This is a genomic window from Kribbella sindirgiensis (assembly GCF_004331435.1).
GTDB lineage: Bacteria > Actinomycetota > Actinomycetes > Propionibacteriales > Kribbellaceae > Kribbella > Kribbella sindirgiensis.
Genome location: NZ_SJKA01000034.1, coordinates 1 through 21045, shown reverse-complemented (window position 1 = coordinate 21045; position 21045 = coordinate 1). Strand labels below are relative to the sequence as shown.

Genomic DNA, 21045 nt, shown 5'->3' with positions numbered 1-21045 from the left:
TCAGTCCTCTTCCAGTACGGCGAGACCCGGGAGCTCCTTGCCCTCCAGGTATTCCAGCGACGCCCCGCCACCGGTGGAGATGTGGCCGAACGCGTCGTCGGCGAAGCCTAGCTGCCGGACGGCGGCCGCGGAGTCACCGCCGCCGACGACACTCAGCCCGTCCACCTCGGTCAACGCCTGCGCGACCGCCTTGGTTCCGCCGGCGAACGCGGCCATCTCGAACACGCCCATCGGGCCGTTCCAGAAGACGGTGCGCGCCGCGGCGACCTCGGCGGCGAAGACCTTGGCGGAGTCCGGACCGATGTCCAGGCCGAGCTGGTCGGCCGGGATCGCGTCCGCGGCCACGACGGTGGCCGGCGAGTCCGCCTTGAACTCGGGCGCGACGACGATGTCGGTCGGGAGCACGATCTTGTCGCCGGCCTCGTTCAGGTAGCCGCGGACGATGTCCAACTGGTCTTCCTCGAGCAGGCTCTTGCCGACCTCGTGGCCCTGCGCCTTCAGGAACGTGAAGACCATCCCGCCGCCGATCAGCAGCTTGTCGGCCTTGGCGAGCAGGTTGTCGATCACCGCGAGCTTGTCCGACACCTTGGCGCCGCCGAGCACGACGACGTACGGCCGGGCCGGGTCCTCGGTGAGCTTCTTCAGTACGTCGACCTCGGCCAGCACCAGACCGCCCGCGGCGTGCGGGAGCTTGCGCGCGACGTCGTACACACTGGCCTGCTTGCGGTGCACGACACCGAAGCCGTCGCTGACGAAGACGTCCGCGAGCGCCGCCAGCTCATCGGCCAGCGCACCCCGCTCGGCCTCGTCCTTGCTCTCCTCGCGCGGGTCGTAGCGCACGTTCTCCAGCAGCAGGACCTCGCCCTCGTCGAGATCCTGTACGGCGGTCTGCGCCGCGTCACCGGTGACGTCGGTGGCGAACCGCACCGTGATGCCCTCGGGCTGCAGCAGCTCACCGAGCCGCTTGGCCACCGGGGCCAGCGTGTACGCCGGGTTCGGCTGCCCCTTGGGGCGGCCGAGGTGCGCGGTCACGATCACCTTCGCGCCCGCCTTCGCCAGCTTCACCAGAGTCGGCAGCGACGCGCGGATCCGGCCGTCGTCGCCGATCACCTCGTCCTTGATCGGCACGTTCAGGTCGGACCGGACCAGCACCCGCTGGCCCGCCAGGTCGCCGAGATCTTCGATGGTCTTCACAGTTCAGCTTCCTCGTGAGAACGAGCTTTGCGCCCGAAGAAGCACCAGGGCTCTCTTCGGACGCAAAGCTGGGGAATGTCAGAGCGAGGCGCCGACGTGGTTCACCAGGTCGACGAGGCGGTTCGAGTAGCCCCACTCGTTGTCGTACCAGCCGACGACCTTGACCTGGTTGCCGATCACCTTGGTCAGGCCGGCGTCGAAGATGCAGGACGCCGGGTCGGTGACGATGTCGCTCGAGACGATGTCGTCCTCGGTGTAGGTCAGGTAGCCCTTCAGCGAGCCCTCGGACGCGGCGGCCTTGTAGGCCTCCTTGACCTCCTCGACGGTGACCTCGCGGCCCACCTCGACGGTCAGGTCGGTGGCCGAGCCGGTCGGGACCGGGACGCGCAGCGCGTAGCCGTCCAGCTTGCCCTTGAGCTCCGGCAGCACCAGGCCGATCGCCTTGGCGGCGCCGGTCGAGGTCGGGACGATGTTCAGCGCGGCGGCACGGGCACGGCGCAGGTCCTTGTGCGGGCCGTCCTGCAGGTTCTGGTCCTGGGTGTACGCGTGGATCGTGGTCATCAGACCCTTCTCGATCGTGAACGCGTCGTTGAGGACCTTGGCCAGCGGGGCGATGCAGTTCGTGGTGCAGGACGCGTTCGAGATCACGGTGTGCTTCTCGGCGTCGTACAGGTCGTGGTTCACGCCCATCACCACGGTCAGGTCCTCGTTCTTCGCCGGGGCGGAGATGATGACCTTCTTGGCGCCGTTGTCGGCGTGCGTCTTGGCCTTGGTGGCGTCGGTGAAGAAACCGGTGGACTCGATCACCACGTCGGCGCCGACGTCCGACCACTTCAGGTTGGCCGGGTCGCGCTCGGCGAACGCCTTGAAGCTCTTGCCGCCGACGGTGATGTCGTCGTCGGTGGCGGAGACCTCACCCGGGAACCGGCCCAGGATCGAGTCGTACTTCAGCAGGTGAGCGAGGGTCTGGTTGTCGGTCAGGTCGTTGACGGCGACGACCTCGATGTCGGCACCGGACGCCTGCACGGCGCGGAAGAAGTTACGGCCGATGCGGCCGAAGCCGTTGATACCTACGCGTACGGTCACGGGTCTGCGTCTCCTCAGAACTAGCTTTGGCACTGCCGCTACAGCCCGAACACTAGCCCAACAGCCCACTCGATCAACTGGTAGCGTCCAGATGAGACCACCGGTTATTTTTCACGGCTTCAGACCAGACCACTGGCTGGTACGACGAACGGCGATTTCCGGAATGTCTCTCCGGAAACCGCCGCTCGCACCGATGTTCACGCAATTACGGCAGAACGTTCACCGCGGTCCATGCCTTCTCGACCGCGGCCCGCTCCGGGCTGCTCGCGCCGTACAGGTCCGTGGCGGCGTTCAGCGTCGCCGTCCGCGCACCGTGGTAGTCGGTCCGGGACGTCATGTACGTCGTCAGCGCGCGGTACCAGATCTTCTCGGCCTTGCTGATGCCGATCCCGGTGACCGTGACGCCGTTGACCGTCGGGCTGTTGTACGCGACGCCGTTGATCGTCTTCGCGCCGCTGCCCTCGGACAGCAGGTAGAAGAAGTGGTTGCCGACACCGGACGAGTAGTGCACGTTCAGCCGGCCGACGCTCCTCGACCACGAGTCGGCGCTCGCACCGTCCATCGACGGCTTGTCGAGCCGCCGGATGTAGTTCGTCGCCGGGTTGTAGTCGGTGAAGATCTCCTCACCCAGCACGTAGTCCGGGGTGTCCTGGCTGTTCGCGGTGTACCACTCGACCGCCGTACCGAAGATGTCCGACGTCGACTCGTTCAGGCCGCCGGACTCGCCGCTGTAGCGCAGGCCGGCCGAGCGGCTGGTGACGCCGTGGCTCATCTCGTGGCCGGCGATGTCCAGCTCGACGAGCGGGCCGATCCCCTGGCTCGCGTCGCCGTCGCCGTACCGCATGCAGAAGCAGGAATCGCTCCAGGACGCGTTCACGTACGCGCCGTCGTGGACGTACGACTTCGCGCCCTTGCCGTCGTTGGCGATGCCGTTGCGGCCGTGCACGCTCTTGTAGTAGTCCCACGTCTTGGCGATGCCGTAGTGGGCGTCGACGCCGGCGGTCTGCGCGTTCGAGTTGCTGCCGGTCCCCCAGACGTTGTCGGCGTCCGAGAACAGCGTGCCGGCGTTGTACGTCGCGTTGCCGCCGCGGACCGGGTCGACCATCGTCCAGCTGGTGCCGGACTTCGTGGTGTCCAGGCCGACGGTGCCGACGTACAGGCCGGTGCCGCTGCCCAGGTCGTCGTTGACCGTGGTCCAGCTGTCCAGAACCTTCCCGTTCTGCGCGTCGACGTACGTCTCGGTGCCGGTCGGCTCGCCGTTGGCCTTGCGGCCCTCGCTGACGACCTTGTAGGCGAGCTTGGACTGACCGGCGTTCGTCACGAAGACGACGAGTTGCTGCTTGCTGCTCTTCGTCTTGGCAGCGGCGAACGCGGTCGCAGCGGACACGGCCGGCTTCGTCGAGAGGCTGAGCTTGCCGACGCCGCCGCTGGACGAGCGGGCCTTGCCGGCCTTGTCCTGGTGGACGACGACATCGCCGCCGACGACGGGCAGACCCTGGTACGTGCGGTCGAACCGGACGTGGCTGCTGCCGTCCGCGTCGGTGACGACGTCGCGGACGACCAGGTCACCGCCGTCACCGAGACCGAGCTGCGCGGCGTTGGCGCGCGCGGCCGCGACCGGGGACGCGGCCGAGCCACCGGGTTGGGCGGCCTGCACGTTCACGGTGATGGTGATGACGGCCAGACCGGCGATCGCGGTCGCGGCCAGTCCGGCGCGATGAATGCGCTTCATGCGGTACTCCTTGGGCGGGAGACACGCACAACCCGGGACAGGTCATGCGCGAATGGGCACGCACACCCTCCGCGAGCCACCCACCAAAAGGAACCGGTCGGCCTCGAAAACCCCGGAATCACCGGGAAAACCTTCGGTCCGCGGTGACCGGACCTCCGCCACTCACCAACCCACACGCAGGTGGAACATCCAGCGGTCGCCTACCGTGCGGACGTCACCATCCGGCCGGTTGGTGAGTGGTGGGAGTCCGGCTCACCGAGCGGTCAGCCCAGGCCGAGCGCCGGCTTCGCGGACCGCGCCCCGGCCGCACCTTCCTTCGCGCCGTCGGCGGCCGGCTCCTGCTTGGCGACGCCGCCCAGCGGGGCCTGCCCGCTGTTCAGCAGATCCCGTGCGAACGCCACATCACCGGCTTGCCCGACCCGCAGTGCGCCGGCCACCTTGTCGAGCCCGGTCTGCGGCACGGCCTGCATACCGTCGTCCGGCCAGCTCGGCGCAGCCGCCTCCGGATCGGCGACCATCTTGCCCTTGCTCGCCGCCTCGGCGGCATTCCGGGCTTCCTCCGCCTTGCGGAAGTCCTCCAGCTCCTTCGCCCGCTGCGCGGCGGCCTGCCGGTTCTGCTCGCCGATGATGGCCTGCCGACGTCGTTCCAGCTCTTCTTCGCTTTCTGTGCCCATGCAGCAATCCAACCGAGCCGGCAAGGGGCGCGCAGCCGGTTGCCGATAACGATCCGGTCAGGCCGGGTCGAGCATTTCCGGGGTGAGGTTGGCTTCGGTGTTGGGGACGCCGAGGTCGCTGGCGCGCTTGTCGGCCATCGCGAGCAGGCGGCGGATGCGGCCGGCGACGGCGTCCTTGGTGAGGGCCGGTTCGTGCAGCTGGCCGAGCTCTTCCAGGCTGGCCTGCTTGTGCTCCAGCCGCAGCTTGCCCGCCACCTGCAGGTGGTCTGGTACGTCGTCGCCGAGGATCTCCAGCGCGCGCTCGACACGCGCGCCGGCGGCCACCGCCGCGCGGGCGGAACGGCGCAGGTTCGCGTCGTCGAAGTTGGCCAGCCGGTTCGCGGTCGCGCGGACCTCGCGGCGCATCCGCCGCTCCTCCCACGCCAGCACCGACTCGTGCGCGCCGAGCCGGGTGAGCAGGGCGCCGATCGCGTCGCCGTCGCGGATCACCACGCGGTCCACGTTCCGCACCTCGCGGGCCTTAGAACCGATCCCGAGCCGCCGCGCCGCACCGACCAGCGCAAGCGCCGCCTCCGGGCCGGGGCAGGTCACCTCGAGCGAGGACGACCGGCCGGGCTCGGTCAGCGAGCCGTGCGCGAGGAACGCGCCCCGCCAGGCCGCCACCGCGTCACACGACGCTCCGGACACGACCGCGGGCGGGAGGCCGCGGACCGGACGGCCACGGTTGTCCACAAGGCCGGTCTGCCGCGCCAGCGCGTCACCGTCCCGAACCACGCGGACGACGTACTTCGTCTGCTTGCGGATCCCTGACGGGGAAATCACCACCACGTCCGACGGATGCCCGAAGATCTCGGCGATGTCCTTCCGCAGCCGCCGGGCCGCCGCGCCGCTGTCCAGTTCCGCCTCGACGACGATGCGTCCGGACACCAGGTGCAACCCGCCCGCGAACCGCAGGATCGACGAGACCTCGGCCTTGCGGCAACACGGTTTCGTCACCTGAATACTGGTCAACTCGGACTTCACCTGTGCTGTCATCGCCATGAAGGCCATCCTCCCACCCATGTCAAAGACCCAACGGCCGGAAGCTGCTCCGGTTACGCGGTCTGCAACCTTTCAGCGCGGTCGGTGCGTTACTCCGGCGACGGTCCGAGAGGAGGGGTATGAAGGCACCGGACGACGCCGAGTTCACCGAGTTCGCCGCGACCACGATCCGGCGGCTGCGCAGAACGGCGTACCTGATGTGCGGCGACTGGCACCGGGCGGAGGACGCGGCGCAGGACGCGCTGGTGAAGGTCTATCGCCGCTGGCACCGGATCGACCGCACCCAAGGGGTGAACGCGTATGCGCACCAATGCCTGGTCACGGCCGTGTTCGACCAGTCCAGGAAGCCGTGGCGCCGCGAACGGCTGATCGAGACCGATGAGCAGACCGGGCTGCTCCCGGATCCGGTCGGCAGCGTCGACAACCGGATGCTCGTGGTCCAGGCACTCAGCGCGCTGCCGCCGAGTCAACGGGCGTGCGTCGTCCTGCGGCACTACGCCGATCTCAGCCTCGAACAGACCGCCGAGATCCTCGGCATCGGCCTCGGCGGCGTGAAGAGCCAGACGTCCCGCGGACTCGCCCGCCTCCGCGAACTTCTCGACCAGACCGAAAGGAGCGCCTCATGAGTACCGACATCGAACGCTTGCTCGCGGCTGCCGCCGACGACACGGACCGGCCGCTGACCACCGACGTCGACGACCTGCTCGTGCGGGCCCGGCGCTCCGTGCGGCGAACGCGGATCACAACGGTCTCCACCGCCGTCCTCACCACCGGCGTCATCATCGCCGGCATCGCCACCTGGTCCGCGAACCGCACGGAGAGCGTGGGCCCGGCGGGCGAGGGCATCAGGTACGACGCGAAGACCGGACAGGTCCTCGGCGACGAGACGGGCACGCGACCCCAGCCGGCACCGGCGGTGAGCACCCTGAGCGATGCCAGCCTGCGTGACCAGTGCAAGCAGGCAGACAAGGAGTGGCTCGACAGCATGCGGGAGCGGGGCGCCGATCCGGACGACAAGGCAGGCCCGCTCGACGCCCGCTGGATAGTCGCGGTGAAGGCCGGCCTCGGCAGTCGGGTCCACGTGATCTTCCTGTCGCCTGACAAGTCCGTCTACGGCACCTGTGCGTTGACCGGCGTCAATCAGGCCCAGTCGTACGGCCGGTTCACCACCAGCAGCAAAGCGGTCGGCGACCGGAAGCAGTCCACGGCAGGCACCCGAGTACCTGCCGGGGTGCGCGCTGTCCTCGTCAACGTGGACGGTGAGCGTGTGCCGCGCCAGGCATTGCTCGGCCTCGACGGCTTCTACTCGCTCGGGGTCCCGGACCCCAGCACCATCGGCCGGATCCAACGGGTCCGCGGCTACGACGAGCACGGCAACAAGGTCTACGAGTACACGCGCCCGACGCCCACGCCGTACCGGCAGACTGTCCCGGACGGCGTCACGGTCAAGACCGCCGAGCCGATCACGCCGAACGTCGTACTCACGAAGGACCCGTTGACGGGGAAGGCACTCGCTCCCCCGCCGCCGGTGAGCCCGCTGACGGACGAGCAGATCACCACCCGGTGCCGGGGCGTGGACGACATCTACTTCCAAGGCAGCAGGAGTCCGCAGGATCCGCGGATCAAGGCCGCCGGGCCGGTCACGAAGGACTGGAAGGTCGCGCTCAAGACGGGCACCGGCGACAAGCTCACCGCCGTACTGATCTCACCGGACCAGAAGGTGTACGCCTGGTGCCACATGCTGGCGGCCACGGCCAAGGGCGCGTACGACTACACACGCAGCGCGGTGCAGGCCAACGGGAAGTTCGCGGACGACTTCAGCTTCGGGATGGTGCCGGACGGCGTCGCGCAGCTCGTCGTCGACCTGCCGAAGCAGGGCCCGACCCGCGCGCTGATCTCCAACGGCTACTACATCTGGGGTCTCACCGGTGGGAACTCCGACATCCAGACCGTCCGCGTCCGCGGGTACGACGCGCAGGGCAAGCAGGTGTACACCGCCAAGAAGACCGTGGACCCCGACTTCGACTAGCTGAAGATCTCCCGGTACACCTTCGCGAGCTTGTCCGGGGCGTGGTGCAGGTCGCGGTCCTCGTCGGCGATGTCGGCGATCACCAGCTCGGCCCCGAGGGACTCCGCCGTACGGCGCAGTGACTCGGGGTCGGGCACGTGGCCGGCGTCGGCGAGCACGACGTCGATCCGGAGATCCGGCGCGTGCCCGGCGAGCACCTCCAGATGTGTCTCGGGCGAGAACCCGTCGGTCTCCCCCTTCTGCTCCCCCAGATTCAGCGTCAGGAGCCGGCGGGCGCTGGTCTGCTCGAGACCACGGCACAGCTCGGGCACCAGCAGGTTCGGGATGACGGACGTGAACCAGGACCCCGGCCCCACGACTACCCAGTCCGCTTCCGCGACCGCCACCAGCGCCTCGGGACAGGCCGGCGGATCGGCCGGGTCCAGCGCGACGTCGACGACGTGACCCTCTGTCGACGCCACGTCGGTCTGACCGCGGATCTCCGTGATCGCCTCCGGATGCGCCGGATCCAGCCCGAGCACCCGCGCGGTGATGTCCAGCGGTACGGCGGACATCGGCAGCACCCGGCCCTCCGCGCCGAGCAGCCGGCCGACCCAGTCGAGTCCGTCGACCGCCTCACCGAGCAGCTCCCACAACGCGACGATCAGCAGGTTGCCGACCGCGTGGTCGTGCAGCTCACCGTTGCTACGGAAGCGATGCTGGAGCACGTCGGCCCACGTCCGGCCCCACTCGTCGTCGCGGCAGAGCGCGGCCAGCGCCATCCGCAGATCACCGGGCGGCAGTACGCCGAGCTCCTGGCGCAGCCGCCCCGACGAGCCGCCGTTGTCGGCGACCGTGACGACCGCGGTCAGCTGATCGGTCACATGCCGAAGCGCGGAAAGGGATGCGGCCAAGCCATGTCCCCCACCCAGTGCGACGACCCGAGGAGGTCGCGTCACTCCCGCCCCAGGTCCCGGTGTACCACTAACGTCGGTGAGCCCTTCTCGCGAAGCCTTCGGGCGATCTCCTCGGCCATCGCGACGCTGCGGTGCTTACCCCCGGTGCAGCCGATCGCGACGGTGACGAAGCGCTTGCCCTCGTTCAGGTAGCCGGTCCGCAGGGTGTCCAGCACGTCCACGTAGTTCTGCAGGAACTGCTGGGCCAGCGGATGGCCGAGCACGAAGTCTGACACAGGCCGGTCCTGCCCGGTCATCGGGCGCAGGTCGGGCTGCCAGTACGGGTTCGGGATGAAGCGCATGTCGGCGACCACGTCGGCGTCCACCGGGATGCCGTACTTGAACCCGAACGACACCACGGTCGCCCGCAGCTCCGCGTTCTCCTCGTCGCCGAACGCGTTCACGATCTTCGCGGCGAGCTGGTGGATGTTCAGGCTCGACGTGTCGATCACCAGGTCGGCGCCGGCCCGGATGTCGCCGAGCAGCTCCCGCTCACGCTGGATGCCGTCGAGCAGCCGGCCCTCGCCCTGCAACGGGTGCGGCCGGCGAACGCCCTCCTGCCGGCGCACGATCACGTCGTCGGACGCCTCCAGGAACAGCGTCAGCGGCCGGTACCCCTTCAGCCGCAGGTCGTGGATCGCCGAGCTCAGCTCGCTGAAGAACAGCCCGGTCCGGACGTCGACGACGACCGCGAGCCGTGGCGCCGCGCCGGTGCCGACGACCTGCTCGACGAGGGTGGTCAGGAACATCGGCGGCAGGTTGTCCACGACGAACCAGCCGAGGTCCTCCAGTACGTCGGCGACGGAGCTCCGTCCCGCGCCCGACATACCGGACACGATGATGAGGTTGCCGCCCGTGTCGTCCATCAGTTCTCAGTTCTCCCTGGATCCCCGTCAGGCGCCCCGGCCGGTGCAGGGACGTCGTCTCCCAGTATCTCGCCCGTGGCCGTGTTCACCGACGGAGCCCGGCCGGTTTCCGCCTTCGTTGCGGCAGCGTTAACCGCCAGTACGACGGACTCGGCGAGCCGCGGCCCGAATCCGGGCAGGCCGGCCACCTCGTCGACGGTGGCCGCCCGCAACTTCTTCAGCGACCCGAAGTGCCGCAGCAACGTCTTCCGCCGCACATCGCCCAGTCCCGGGACCTCGTCGAGGGTGCTCTCCACCATCGACTTCGACCGCCGGTTGCGGTGATGGGTGATCGCGAACCGGTGCGCCTCGTCCCGGAGCCGCTGCAGCAGGTACAGGCCCTCCGACGTACGGGAGAAGATCACCGGGTCTTCCTCGTCCGGCACCCACACCTCTTCGAGCCGCTTGGCCAGGCCGACGACGGGGATGTCCCCGACGCCGATCTCGTCCATCGCCTGCCGGGCGGCCGCCACCTGGGGCGGACCGCCGTCGACGACCACGAGCCCCGGTGCGTAGGCGAACTTCTTCGCCCTGCCGGTCTCGGGATCGATCAGGGTGGCCGACGGATCGTCTTCCTCGGCGTGCGCGGCGCGCTCGTCGAGGAGGCGCTTGAAGCGGCGGGTCAGCACCTCGGCGATCGAAGCGACGTCGTTCTGCCCGTCGACGCCCTTGATCACGAACCGCCGGTACTCGCTCTTGCGCGGCAGGCCGTCCTCGAACACCACCATCGAGGCAACCACCTCGGTGCCCTGCAGGTTCGAGACGTCGTAGCACTCCAGCCGCAGCGGCGCCTCCGGCAGGTCGAGCGCGGCCTGGATCTCCTCGAGCGCCTGGTTGCGGGTGGTCAGATCGCTCGCCCGCTTGGTCTTGTGCATCGTCAGCGTCTGCAGCGCGTTGCGCTCGACGGTCTCCATCAGCGCCTTCTTGTCGCCGCGCTGCGGGACCCGGATGTCCACCCGCGCGCCGCGCGTCGCCTCGAGCCACTCGGTCAGCGCGGCCGCGTCCTCGGGCATCGTCGGGACCAGGATCTCCCGCGGAATCGCGTCGGCCGAGTCCCCGGCGTACGTCTGCTGGATGAACCGGGACACCAGATCGCCGGTGCTCGCCGTACCGTCGGCCTTGTCGGCGATGAAGCCGCGCTCACCGCGGATCCGGCCGCCGCGGACGTAGAAGATCTGCACCGCGACCTCGAGCGGATCCTCGCTGAGCGCGATCACGTCGGTGTCGGTGCCGTCGCCGAGGACCACCGCGTTCTTCGCCAGGGCCTTCTCCAGCGCGGCCAGGTCGTCGCGGATCTTCGCGGCCCGCTCGTACTCGAGCTCGGCAGCCGCGGCCTGCATCTCCTTCTGCAGGCGGCGCACGTACGTCGCGGTCTGGCCGGAGAGGAACGCCGCGAAATCGTCGACGATCTGCCGGTGCTCCTCCTGGCTCACCTGACCGGTGCACGGCGCGGCGCACTTGCCGATGTACCCGAGCAGACAGGGCCTGCCGATCTGGCGGTGCCGGTTGAACACGCCCTTGCTGCACGACCGCATCGGGAACACCCGGAGCAGCAGGTCGACGGTCTCCCGGATCGCCCACGCGTGACTGTACGGACCGAAGTACCGCACGCCCTTCTTCTTCTGACCGCGGCCGACCATCACCCGCGGATACTCCTCGTTGAGGGTGATGGCCAGCCACGGGTACGACTTGTCGTCGCGGTACTTCACGTTGAAGCGCGGGTCGTACTCCTTGATCCAGGAGTACTCCAGCTGCAGCGACTCGACCTCGGTCGAGACCACCGTCCACTCGACCTTCGCGGCCGTCGTCACCATCGCCTGCGTGCGCGGGTGCAGGTTCACCAGATCCTGGAAGTACGACGACACGCGTGCGCGCAGGTTCTTCGCCTTGCCGACGTAGATCACCCGGCCGCCGGAGTCGCTGAAGCGGTAGACACCTGGCGAGTCGGGGATCGATCCCGGAGCGGGACGGTACGAGGACGGATCAGCCACCCAACCACCCTAGTTCGGTGCGCCGACAAATCCGGAATCGCGGCAAAGTGTCTACTGTAGGTTCAATGACAGACTTGAAGGTATGACTGTCGACGAACTCGATCGGATCTTTCGCGCGTACGATGGCGTCCGGGTGCTCGAGGCCCAGGACGACCTGTTCTATCTGTACGACCCGGCCGGCGACCTGCCACCCGAACGCCAGCAGCCGTTCGCCACCATCGTCACCGGCGACCACTACGAGAGGGTGTCGCACCTCGACGAGGCCGGGTCCTGGCGTCTCAACCTCGGCCTCACCAAGACGACGTACACCTCGCTGTTCGGACCGGTGCCGACCGAGCGCGACGCCGACTGGGTCCTCGACTCGGGCCACGACTACGCCGCCCGCGACGTACTGATGCCGCATCCGTTCTATGCCGCTCAGCACTGGGTCGCGATCGTCGACCCGACCGGTCTGGACCAGCTGCGGCCGCTGATCGCCGAGGCGTACGAGTTCGCGGCGCGGAAGTTCTCCAATCACCAGGCTCGGCAAACCGGCTGAAGATTGCGGTCGTATTGCGGGTTTGCCCATAAGGCTGAGTTGACCCCCGGCTGGGATGGGCGCACTCCCTAGCGTGTGCACCAGGGTAGATGCGCAGGTCCTTTGCGTGAGGCAACAAGGCCTTGCGCTGACTCGAGGGAGTTCCGCCCATGTCCCCATCCCTTAGCAGACCACGCACCTTACTGGGAGCGGTCGCTGCGTCCGCGCTCGCAGTCACCGGAATCGCCGTTACCGCGGCCGGCAGTGACGCGTCGCAAACCGCTCCCGTCACGATCCGCGGCGCCGGTAGCTCCAACGCGATCCCCGGCAGCTACATCGTCGTCCTGGCCGGCCAGACCTCGCGGGCCCAGACCCGGGCCGCGACGCAGAGCCTGGCCACCAGCTACGACGTCAAGGTCAAGAAGCAGTTCGACGCGTCGATCAAGGGCTTCTCGGCCGGTATGACCGAGGAGCAGGCGAAGAAGCTGGCCGGTGACAAGCGGGTCGCGTTCGTCCAGCAGAACCAGAAGATCACGGTCAGCCAGGACGACCCGCCGTGGGGCCTGGACCGTACCGACCAGCGCGACCTGCCGCTGGACAAGAAGTACGAGGCGTCGACCACCGCCGAGAACGTGAACGTCTACGTGATCGACACCGGGATCTACGCGGCCCACAAGGACTTCGGCGACCGCGCGTCGGTCGGCACCGACACCGTCGGCGACGGCCAGAACGGCGTGGACTGCATGGGTCACGGCAGCCACGTGGCCGGCACGATCGCGGGTTCGACGTACGGCCTGGCCAAGGGCGCGAAGGTCTTCGGCGTCCGGGTCCTCGACTGCAAGGGCTCCGGCTCGACCGAGTCCGTCGTGGCCGGGATCGACTGGGTGACCAAGAACGCCAAGAAGCCGGCGGTCGCGAACATGAGCCTCGGCGGCGGCGCCGACGACGCGCTCGACTCGGCGGTCAAGGCCTCGGTCGACTCCGGCGTCACCTACGCCGTTGCTGCCGGCAATGAAAGCGCGGACGCCTGCCAGGGCTCGCCGTCCCGGGAGCCCTCGGCGATCACCGTCGGCGCCACCGACGACCAGGACAAGCGCGCGGAGTTCTCGAACTTCGGCAAGTGCGTGGACCTGTTCGCGCCGGGTGTCGACATCACCTCGGTCGGCATCACCGACCCGGACGCCACCGCGAAGATGAGCGGTACGTCGATGGCCACGCCGCACGTCGCCGGCGGGGTCGCGCTGTACCTGGCCGGCCACCCGGACGCCACGCCGGCCGATGTCGCCAAGGCGCTGCTCGACACCTCGACGGCCGACAAGGTCGGCGACCCGGGCGAAGGCTCCCCGAACAAGCTGCTGTACGTCGGAGCCTCCGACCAGTCGTAACGCATTTCCTGGGTTGACCCATGAAATGGGGGGGTTCCCCACCCTGATTCCGGGTGGGGAACCCCCCATTTGCCTGGCTGACCCACCAATTTGGCTGGTCAGCCAGGCAAATGGGTCAGGCCTCGACGATGTTGGTGCCGTCGACCTTGACGTTGACGGCGGGGAGCGCGGTCTGGGCCGGGCCGCTGACCGGGCTGCCGTCGGTGATGCTGAAGTGGCTGTTGTGGAACGGGCAGATGATCTGGCCGTTCTCCACCGAGCCGATCGGGTTGCCCTGGTGCGTACACACCGCGGAGAAGCCCTTGTACTGACCCGCGGTCGGCTGCGTCACCACGACCTTCGCGTCGGTGAACACCTTCCCGCCACCGACCGGTACGTCGGACACCGGGCCGAGCACCGATCCGCCACTGGCCGGCGCACTCGACGACGGGGCGCTCGACGACGCACTGGACGATGCGCCGGCGCTCGGCGCCGTGCTCGACCCGCCGGCCGACGGCGTCGTACCGCCGCCCGCGGCGTCGTCGCCACCACCGCAGGCCGCGAGGATCGGCGCGCCGGCCCCCGCGAGCGCGACCATCGCCGCGCAGCGCAGCACCGTCCTCCGGTCGCGGAGACCGTCGGCCGCCTTGGCCGCCGGGGTGGCCTGTTGCGGAGTGGTGGGTGGTGCCATCGTGTCATCGCTCATGAATCTGGACCTCCAGGAGCCTGCTGATCGAAGTAGTTGAACGCTATATACCGAGTCAAACGACCGGATCGGCCGAACGGTTCACCGCGATCAGGATTGAACCGCAGTTTGAAGGTTTGCTGTGAATCAGCTGGCAGTTCCCGTCACGATCCCGACGACCCGGGCGGCGAGTTCCAGCACGGCGCGCCGGGTCCCGGTCTCCAGTTCGCTCGAGTGCAGCGGCCAGGCGCCGGCGATGTGCGGGTCGTACGGCACCACGACGGAGTCGAGCCCGCGCTCGCGGAACGCGTCGCTCAGCCAACGCGCCGTACCGGCCGTGGAGCTGTCGACCACCGTGATCACGACGACACCCCGGTTCAGCAGCACATCCTGTCCGGCGGGCGCGAGCTGATCGAGTTGCTGCAGGCAGTACGCCGCGAGGTGCGGCACCGACGGTACGACGAGGACCGTGCAGTGTCCCGTGTTCGCCATCTCGGTCGCGATCTCGTCGAACATGGTTCCCGGACAGTCCACGACCGCGAGCCCGACGTCACGGGCGCCCTGGCTCTGCGCGGCGGCGAGCGTCGATCGGAGCGCTGGGACGGTGGGATCGCTGCGGACCAGGTTCGCACCCTCGATCGCGCCGGAGCCGCGGGTCAGCTCGAGCCGACGCGACAACTCGGCGCCGCCCGGATCCACGTCGACTGCGAGTACCCGGTCCGCGCGCTGGGCGGCCAGCGTTGTTGCCAGCAGTGCTGTGACTGTCGACGCGCCGCCGTTCACCACCGGGCTGGTCACGCCGACGTGGCGCGTGATCCCGATCGGACGGCGGCAGGTCGCGATCAGGTCGACGTCGTGCTGCAAGCGCCCGGACCCGCCGACCAGGTACGCCGCCTCGGACGCAACCCGCCGGAACCTGTCGAACACCGACTCCCCATCGTCCCGCGTCTGCCGTCCCCACTCAGCCCGCGGCGACTGCTCCCCCTCGTACGGCTGCGGCTGCGGCTGCGGCTGCTGGTACTGGGGCTGGTACGGCTGCGGGTCCTGGGGCTGCTGAGCTGGTTGTCGCTGGGACGGAGGCTGTGGGGCGGGTGGTGGTGAGGAGTCATGCGGGGGTTGTTCTGAGTGTTGCGGAGGGCTGGGGTCTTGGGGCTGGTCAGGTGGGGTGGGCTGCGCGGAGAGCCGGCGCAGCATGTCCGCCTGCCAGTCGGATTCAGTCATCGCCCCGATCTCACGACTAAGGTTTCCCCCTGCACCGTACCGAATGGATGCCCGGCACACTTTAGTGGTGGGAGAGGCCTGGAGATGACTGGTACGACGAACGATTCGACGGTTCTGAAGGCGATCGCGGACCTGGCGCCGATGTGGATGCCGGGCTGCGTCGTCGACACCGCCGAACGGACGGTCGAGGTCGGCTGGGGCCGCGGCGCGTTGCAGATGTCGGCGGTCGTCGGCCTCGGCGAGATCATCGACCGGTGCCGTCAGCTCCCGCAGCAGTTGTGGGCCGAGCAGATCGAGGCGTGGCTGCGCGCGGTCGTCGCGGAGGGCGAGCTGGCGACCCAGGAGCACCGGTTCGGTGATGTAGCGGTCCGCCAGCGCGCAATGCTCCTGCAACGCGGCTGGTCGGCACGGACGTCCGGCCCGGTGGCCGATGCCCTGATCCCGTTCGGCGACCACTTCGAAGTCGTGGTGTTCGTCGGTACCGGTGCGGACTATCACCGGCTGACCATCGTCCGGCGCTCCATGCTCGGACTCGGTGATCCCGACGTACCGTCGCCGGTGCAGCTGACGCTGGAGCACATCTCGGATCTGCGGCCGGTCGAGCACGACGGCTTCTCGGTGCTCTCCCGCGACGACGACCCGCTGGTGTCGATGGCGATCGTCGACCGCGAGAAGTTGTTGCCTCAGGCCTCCATCGGACTGGGTGTCCTGGTCGGCGTCCCGAGGCTGAGCACCGTCGCGTTCTGCGACGCCGACGCGGGACAGCAGGCCGCGGACCGGTTGGCGCGGTACGTCGCCGACACGTATCGCGACGCACCGGACCAGTGCAGTCCCGACCTGTACTGGCTGCAGGGTGACCGCATGGTGCAGGTGCCGGTCACCCTCGCGAAGCCGCCGGGCGTCATGCTGCCGGCGGCGTTGCTTCCGTCACCGCGCCGCACCTGGGTCCGGCACCTCTGGCAGCAACTCTTCCGCCGCTGATCAGCCCTGGAACGCCGCTCAGCCGGCGACCCGCTTCCTCGCCGCCGTCTTCTTCGCCGGCGCAGCAGTCTTCTTGGCCACGGTCGTCTTGGCCACCGTGCTCTTGGCCGCTGTCTTCTTGGCCGCTGTCTTCTTCGCGACAGCTGTCTTCTTCGCGGCCGCCTTCTTGGCCGGTGCCGACGCAGCCGGCTTCGCGGCGACCTTCTTGGCGCTCGGCTTGGCCGCACGACCCTCGAGGATCTCCGCGAGGAACTGCCCGGTGTACGACGCTGGGTTGGCCGCGACCTGCTCCGGCGTACCTTCCGCAACCAAGGTGCCGCCACGACGACCGCCGTCGGGCCCGAGGTCGATCAGCCAGTCGGCGGTCTTGATCACGTCGAGGTTGTGCTCGATGACCAGCACCGAGTTGCCCTTGTCCACCAGCCCGCTCAGCACGCCGAGCAACTTCCGGATGTCCTCGAAATGCAGACCGGTCGTCGGCTCGTCCAGCACGTAGACCGTCCGGCCCGTCGACCGCCGCTGCAGCTCGGACGCCAGCTTGACGCGCTGCGCCTCACCGCCGGACAGCGTCGGCGCCGGCTGCCCGAGCCGAACGTACCCGAGGCCGACCTCGACCAGCGTCTTCAGGTGCCGCGAGATCGCCGGGATCGCCGCGAAGAACTCGGACGCCTCCTCGATCGGCATGTCCAGAACGTCCGCGACCGTCTTGCTTTTGTAGTGCACCTCGAGCGTCTCGCGGTTGTACCGGGCGCCGTGGCACACCTCGCACGGGACGTACACGTCCGGGAGGAAGTTCATCTCGATCTTCAGCGTGCCGTCACCCGAGCAGGCCTCGCAGCGGCCGCCCTTGACGTTGAACGAGAAGCGACCCTGCTGGTACCCGCGGACCTTCGCCTCGGGCGTGTCCGCGAACAGCTTCCGGATGTGGTCCCACACCCCGGTGTACGTCGCCGGGTTGGACCGCGGCGTCCGGCCGATCGGCGACTGGTCGACGTGGATGACCTTGTCGACGAGCTCCATCCCGGAGATCTTCGTGTGCCTGCCCGGCACCGCGCGGGCACCGTAGATCTGCCGCGCCAGCGACGTGTAGAGGATGTCGTTCACCAGCGTCGACTTGCCCGAGCCGGACACGCCGGTGACCGCAACGAACACCCCGAGCGGGATGGTGACGTCGAGATCCTTCAGGTTGTTCTGGCGCGCGCCGTACACCGTCAGCTCGCGGCCTTCGGTGAGCGGTCGCCGTACCTCCGGGACCGGGATCTCCCGGCGGCCGGACACGTACGCGCCGGTGATCGAGTCCGGATGGTTGCGCAGGTCCTCGACGGTGCCGGACACGACCACCTGACCGCCGTGCTCACCGGCGCCCGGGCCGATGTCGACGACCCAGTCCGCGTGGTCGATGGTGTCCTCGTCGTGCTCGACGACGATCAGCGTGTTGCCGAGCTCCTTGAGCCGGACCAGCGTGTCGATCAGCCGCCGGTTGTCCCGCTGGTGCAGACCGATCGACGGCTCGTCGAGCACGTACAGCACGCCGACCAGCCCCGAACCGATCTGGGTCGCGAGCCGGATCCGCTGCGCCTCACCACCGGACAGCGAACCCGCCGGACGGCTCAGCGCCAGGTAGTCCAGACCGACGTCGAGCAGGAACCGCAGCCGCTCGCCGATCTCCTTGACCACCCGCTCCGCGATCTGCTTCTCCCGCGGCGACAGCTCCATCTGCGACAGGAAGCCGTGCACCTCGTCGATCGACATCGCGCTGATCTCCGCGATGTTCTTCCCGCCGAGCGTGACCGCGAGCGAGATCGGCTTCAGCCGCGCGCCGTTGCAGGCCAGGCACGGCACCTCGCGCATGTACTCCTCGAAGCGCTCCCGCCCGGTGTCGCTCGACGCCTCCGCGTGCCGCCGCTCGACGTACGGGATGACGCCTTCGAAGCTCGTGTAGTACGACCGCTCGCGGCCGTAGCGGTTCTGGTACGAGACGTGGACCTGCTTGTCGTGGCCGGTGAGCAGCGCCTTCTTCGCCTTCGCCGGCAGCTCACCGAACGGCGTGCTGGTCTTGAACTTCAGGTCCTTCGCCAGCGCGTCCAGCAGCCGCTCGAAGTACTGCGAGACGTTCTGCCCCGCCCACGGCTGGATCGCGCCCTCGTCGAGCGACTTCGACGGATCCGGGACCAGCAGCTCCGGGTCGACCTCCATCCGGGTGCCCAGACCGGTGCAGACCGGGCAGGCGCCGTACGGCGAGTTGAAGGAGAACGACCGCGGCTCGAGCTCGTCGATCGCGAGCGGGTGATCGTTCGGGCAGGCGAGCTTCTCGGAGAACCGGCGCTCGCGGTGCGGATCGTCCTCGGGGAGATCGACGAAGTCCAGCACGAGCAGGCCGCCGGCCAGACCGAGCGCGGTCTCCACCGAGTCGGTGAGGCGCTGCTTGGCCGAGCTCTTCACCGCGAGCCGGTCGACGACGACGTCGATGTTGTGCTTCTTCTGCTTGTCGAGCTTCGGCGGGTCGGTGAGCTGGATCGTCTCGCCGTCGACCCGGGCCCGGGACAGACCCTGACCGGTCAGCTGACGGAAGAGGTCCAGGTACTCCCCCTTGCGGCCGCGGACGACCGGCGCGAGCACCTGGAACCGGGTGCCCTCCTCCAGCTCGAGCACCCGGTCGACGATCTGCTGCGGGGTCTGGCGCGCGATCGGCTCGCCGCACTCCGGGCAGTGCGGGCGTCCGGCGCGGGCGAACAGCAGCCGGAGGTAGTCGTACACCTCGGTGATCGTGCCGACGGTGGACCGCGGGTTCCGCGAGGTGGACTTCTGGTCGATCGAGACGGCCGGTGACAGGCCCTCGATGAAGTCGACGTCCGGCTTGTCCATCTGGCCGAGGAACTGCCGTGCGTACGCCGACAGCGACTCGACGTACCGCCGCTGGCCCTCGGCGAAGATCGTGTCGAAGGCCAGGCTGGACTTCCCGGACCCGGAGAGGCCGGTGAAGACGATCATGGCGTCCCGCGGCAGGTCGACCGAGACGTCTTTCAGGTTGTGCTCACGCGCTCCGCGCACGATCAGACGGTCAGACACAAGCTCACTCTCAGCGGTTCTCGAGGGGTTCCAGGCGGTGCTCTGCATGGTTCTCTGGTATGCCCGGTCATGCTAACGAGGCCCACCGACAAAAACTTCCGCCTGCCGGATCCGGAGGCCTCTTCGAAAGTATATTCGATCGCGACGGGTGGTCGGTGCACCGGTGGTCCGGAGGTGCGAGGATCGGCGTGTCACCGAGATCAGGGAGAGGCGAGATGCCGGAGTACCACGGGAACGTGAAGGTCGGCGGGGCGGCGCAGACCCACGAGCTGGCGCACTTGATGATCACCAAGGTCGCGGTCGGGCCGATGGACAACAACGCGTACCTGCTGCGCTGCCGGCAGACCGACGAGCAGGTGCTGATCGACGCCGCGAACGAAGCGGACACGCTGCTCCGGCTGATCGGTGACGGCGGCCTCGCGCGAGTGATCACCACGCACCGCCACCAGGACCACTGGGAGGCGCTGGCCGAGGTCGTCGCCCGCACCGGCGCCACAACGGTCGCCGGCCGGCACGACGCCGAGGGCATCCCGGTCCCCACGGACCAGCTCGTCGACGACGGCGACCACATCGCCGTCGGCCGGTGCAGCCTCCGCGTCATCCACCTCGTCGGCCACACGCCCGGCTCGATCGCCCTGCTGTACGACGACCCGGACGGCGCACCGCACCTGTTCACCGGCGACTCGCTGTTCCCCGGCGGCGTCGGCAACACCCAGGGCGACGCGGAGCGCTTCACCTCACTCCTGAACGACGTCGAGTCCAAACTCTTCGCCGGCCTCCCCGACGAAACCTGGGTCTACCCCGGCCACGGCTCCGACACCACCCTCGGCACCGAACGCCCCAACCTCCCCGAATGGCGCAAACGCGGCTGGTAACCGACCACACGCTCGAGCACCACGGCTGGGCCACGATCGGGACACCCGGTAATCAACCCGATCCGGGATCAGGGAACAGGCAATGGCGGGTAGGCACCTGGTACTGCCTGTCCCCAGTCACCAATGCCTGTTCCCGGTTGCCGCTATCGGTCGGTGCATCGAGTCGTGGGTATCGGCGACGCCCTTCGCAGCGAGTTGTGTCGTCGGAGTGGGTGAGCTGTCTTGTTGGGAAAGAAACTGCCGTCGCGATGTGCATCTTTGTTTCCCCGCAGTTCAGGGTTCGCCTCTGGACCGGCAGCAGAGTGAACCCACACTGCCGCCCACGACTCCCCGGGGCACGACTCCCGGGCCGCGGGCCTCCCCAAACCGGTTTGGGGAGGATCACCTGCTGTTTTCGGCGGGGGCGGGGCTCCCCGAACTGGTTTGGGGAGGATCACCTGCTGTTTTCGGCGGGGGCGGGGCTCCCCGAACTGGTTTGGGGAGCGACAGCGGCGACGGGGTTGTGCGGGGTGCCGGGGTCGGTTCGACAGGTAGAGCACCGGTGGGACGCCGTACGCGCCGGGCGCGATCACGCTCAGGTGCGCTACCCAGTCACTCGACACGTCCTAATCGAGAACGCATACACAACGGGGCCGCGCCGACCACCCACACATCAGAAGCTCTTGTCTGCTTCGCCGACTCCTCGGGGGTGGGAAGATGGGGTGGGCCGCTCGGTAAGCCGGTTTGACTGTGATGCCGCGAGAGCT

At 68.8% G+C, this 21045-nt stretch carries 17 protein-coding genes; 6 read left to right on the top strand and 11 right to left on the bottom strand.

Annotation, left to right across the window (positions count from 1 at the left end):
• The 5 genes from E0H50_RS42040 to whiA all read right to left on the bottom strand — a co-directional run bounded on the left by E0H50_RS42040 (position 1) and on the right by whiA (position 5727).
• Positions 1-1194 (bottom strand): phosphoglycerate kinase, encoded by a 1194-nt coding sequence (locus tag E0H50_RS42040; RefSeq protein WP_131296892.1) that lies wholly within the window; start codon positions 1192-1194, stop codon positions 1-3.
• A gap of 78 nt (positions 1195-1272) precedes the next feature.
• Positions 1273-2280 (bottom strand): type I glyceraldehyde-3-phosphate dehydrogenase, encoded by a 1008-nt coding sequence (gene gap / locus E0H50_RS42035; RefSeq protein WP_131296890.1) that lies wholly within the window; start codon positions 2278-2280, stop codon positions 1273-1275.
• Positions 2281-2485: 205 nt separating this feature from the next.
• Entirely contained in the window at positions 2486-4012 is a 1527-nt protein-coding gene (locus E0H50_RS42030; RefSeq protein WP_131296888.1) for a M4 family metallopeptidase, read from the bottom strand.
• Between the two features lie 263 nt (positions 4013-4275).
• Complete coding sequence (locus E0H50_RS42025) at positions 4276-4686, bottom strand: hypothetical protein (RefSeq protein WP_131296886.1); 411 nt, start codon at positions 4684-4686, stop codon at positions 4276-4278.
• A gap of 57 nt (positions 4687-4743) precedes the next feature.
• Positions 4744-5727, bottom strand: a complete 984-nt coding sequence (gene whiA / locus E0H50_RS42020; protein ID WP_130448357.1) for a DNA-binding protein WhiA — start codon at positions 5725-5727, stop codon at positions 4744-4746.
• Between the two features lie 119 nt (positions 5728-5846).
• Between whiA and E0H50_RS42015 the strand changes: the two genes are divergently transcribed.
• Together E0H50_RS42015 and E0H50_RS42010 are read left to right on the top strand one after the other, a co-directional pair.
• Positions 5847-6353 carry a SigE family RNA polymerase sigma factor gene (locus E0H50_RS42015; protein ID WP_131296885.1) on the top strand — a complete coding sequence of 169 codons (507 nt, stop codon included), beginning with the start codon at positions 5847-5849 and terminating at the stop codon, positions 6351-6353.
• Entirely contained in the window at positions 6350-7756 is a 1407-nt protein-coding gene (locus tag E0H50_RS42010) for a hypothetical protein (RefSeq protein ID WP_131296883.1), read from the top strand. Before E0H50_RS42015 ends, E0H50_RS42010 begins: the two co-directional genes overlap by 4 nt.
• On the opposite strand, the gene E0H50_RS42005 is transcribed toward E0H50_RS42010, so the two are convergent.
• Genes E0H50_RS42005 through uvrC form a run of 3 tightly spaced genes read right to left on the bottom strand, consistent with a single transcriptional unit; the run spans position 7753 to position 11587 of the window.
• Positions 7753-8694 carry a gluconeogenesis factor YvcK family protein gene (locus tag E0H50_RS42005; RefSeq protein ID WP_131296881.1) on the bottom strand — a complete coding sequence of 314 codons (942 nt, stop codon included), beginning with the start codon at positions 8692-8694 and terminating at the stop codon, positions 7753-7755. The two genes, E0H50_RS42010 and E0H50_RS42005, sit on opposite strands and share 4 nt — an antisense overlap.
• Entirely contained in the window at positions 8691-9557 is an 867-nt protein-coding gene (gene rapZ / locus E0H50_RS42000; protein WP_131296880.1) for an RNase adapter RapZ, read from the bottom strand. Before rapZ ends, E0H50_RS42005 begins: the two co-directional genes overlap by 4 nt.
• Positions 9557-11587, bottom strand: a complete 2031-nt coding sequence (gene uvrC / locus E0H50_RS41995) for an excinuclease ABC subunit UvrC (protein ID WP_131296878.1) — start codon at positions 11585-11587, stop codon at positions 9557-9559. The genes rapZ and uvrC overlap by 1 nt, the downstream gene beginning before the upstream one ends.
• 82 nt (positions 11588-11669) lie before the next feature.
• On the opposite strand from uvrC, the gene E0H50_RS41990 reads away from it, so the two are divergent.
• Both E0H50_RS41990 and E0H50_RS41985 read left to right on the top strand, forming a co-directional pair.
• On the top strand, positions 11670-12125 hold the full coding sequence (locus E0H50_RS41990; protein ID WP_131296876.1) for a DUF6194 family protein: 456 nt from the start codon (positions 11670-11672) through the stop codon (positions 12123-12125).
• Positions 12126-12274: 149 nt separating this feature from the next.
• Positions 12275-13489 (top strand): S8 family peptidase, encoded by a 1215-nt coding sequence (locus E0H50_RS41985; RefSeq protein WP_131296875.1) that lies wholly within the window; start codon positions 12275-12277, stop codon positions 13487-13489.
• A 115-nt stretch (positions 13490-13604) separates the two neighbouring features.
• Here the strand turns inward: E0H50_RS41985 and E0H50_RS41980 are convergent, their stop codons facing one another.
• Entirely contained in the window at positions 13605-14174 is a 570-nt protein-coding gene (locus tag E0H50_RS41980; protein ID WP_238151709.1) for a Rieske (2Fe-2S) protein, read from the bottom strand.
• Positions 14175-14300: 126 nt separating this feature from the next.
• Positions 14301-15080 carry a hypothetical protein gene (locus E0H50_RS41975; RefSeq protein WP_131296873.1) on the bottom strand — a complete coding sequence of 260 codons (780 nt, stop codon included), beginning with the start codon at positions 15078-15080 and terminating at the stop codon, positions 14301-14303.
• A gap of 378 nt (positions 15081-15458) precedes the next feature.
• Here E0H50_RS41975 and E0H50_RS41970 point away from each other — a divergent pair, with 378 nt between their 5' ends.
• Positions 15459-16355 carry a hypothetical protein gene (locus E0H50_RS41970; RefSeq protein WP_131296872.1) on the top strand — a complete coding sequence of 299 codons (897 nt, stop codon included), beginning with the start codon at positions 15459-15461 and terminating at the stop codon, positions 16353-16355.
• 18 nt (positions 16356-16373) lie between these two features.
• Here E0H50_RS41970 and uvrA read toward each other — a convergent pair whose 3' ends face one another.
• On the bottom strand, positions 16374-19424 hold the full coding sequence (uvrA, locus tag E0H50_RS41965) for an excinuclease ABC subunit UvrA (RefSeq protein ID WP_131296870.1): 3051 nt from the start codon (positions 19422-19424) through the stop codon (positions 16374-16376).
• A 215-nt stretch (positions 19425-19639) separates the two neighbouring features.
• Here uvrA and E0H50_RS41960 point away from each other — a divergent pair, with 215 nt between their 5' ends.
• Complete coding sequence (locus tag E0H50_RS41960) at positions 19640-20299, top strand: MBL fold metallo-hydrolase (protein WP_131296869.1); 660 nt, start codon at positions 19640-19642, stop codon at positions 20297-20299.
• Positions 20300-21045: the final 746 nt, after the last annotated feature.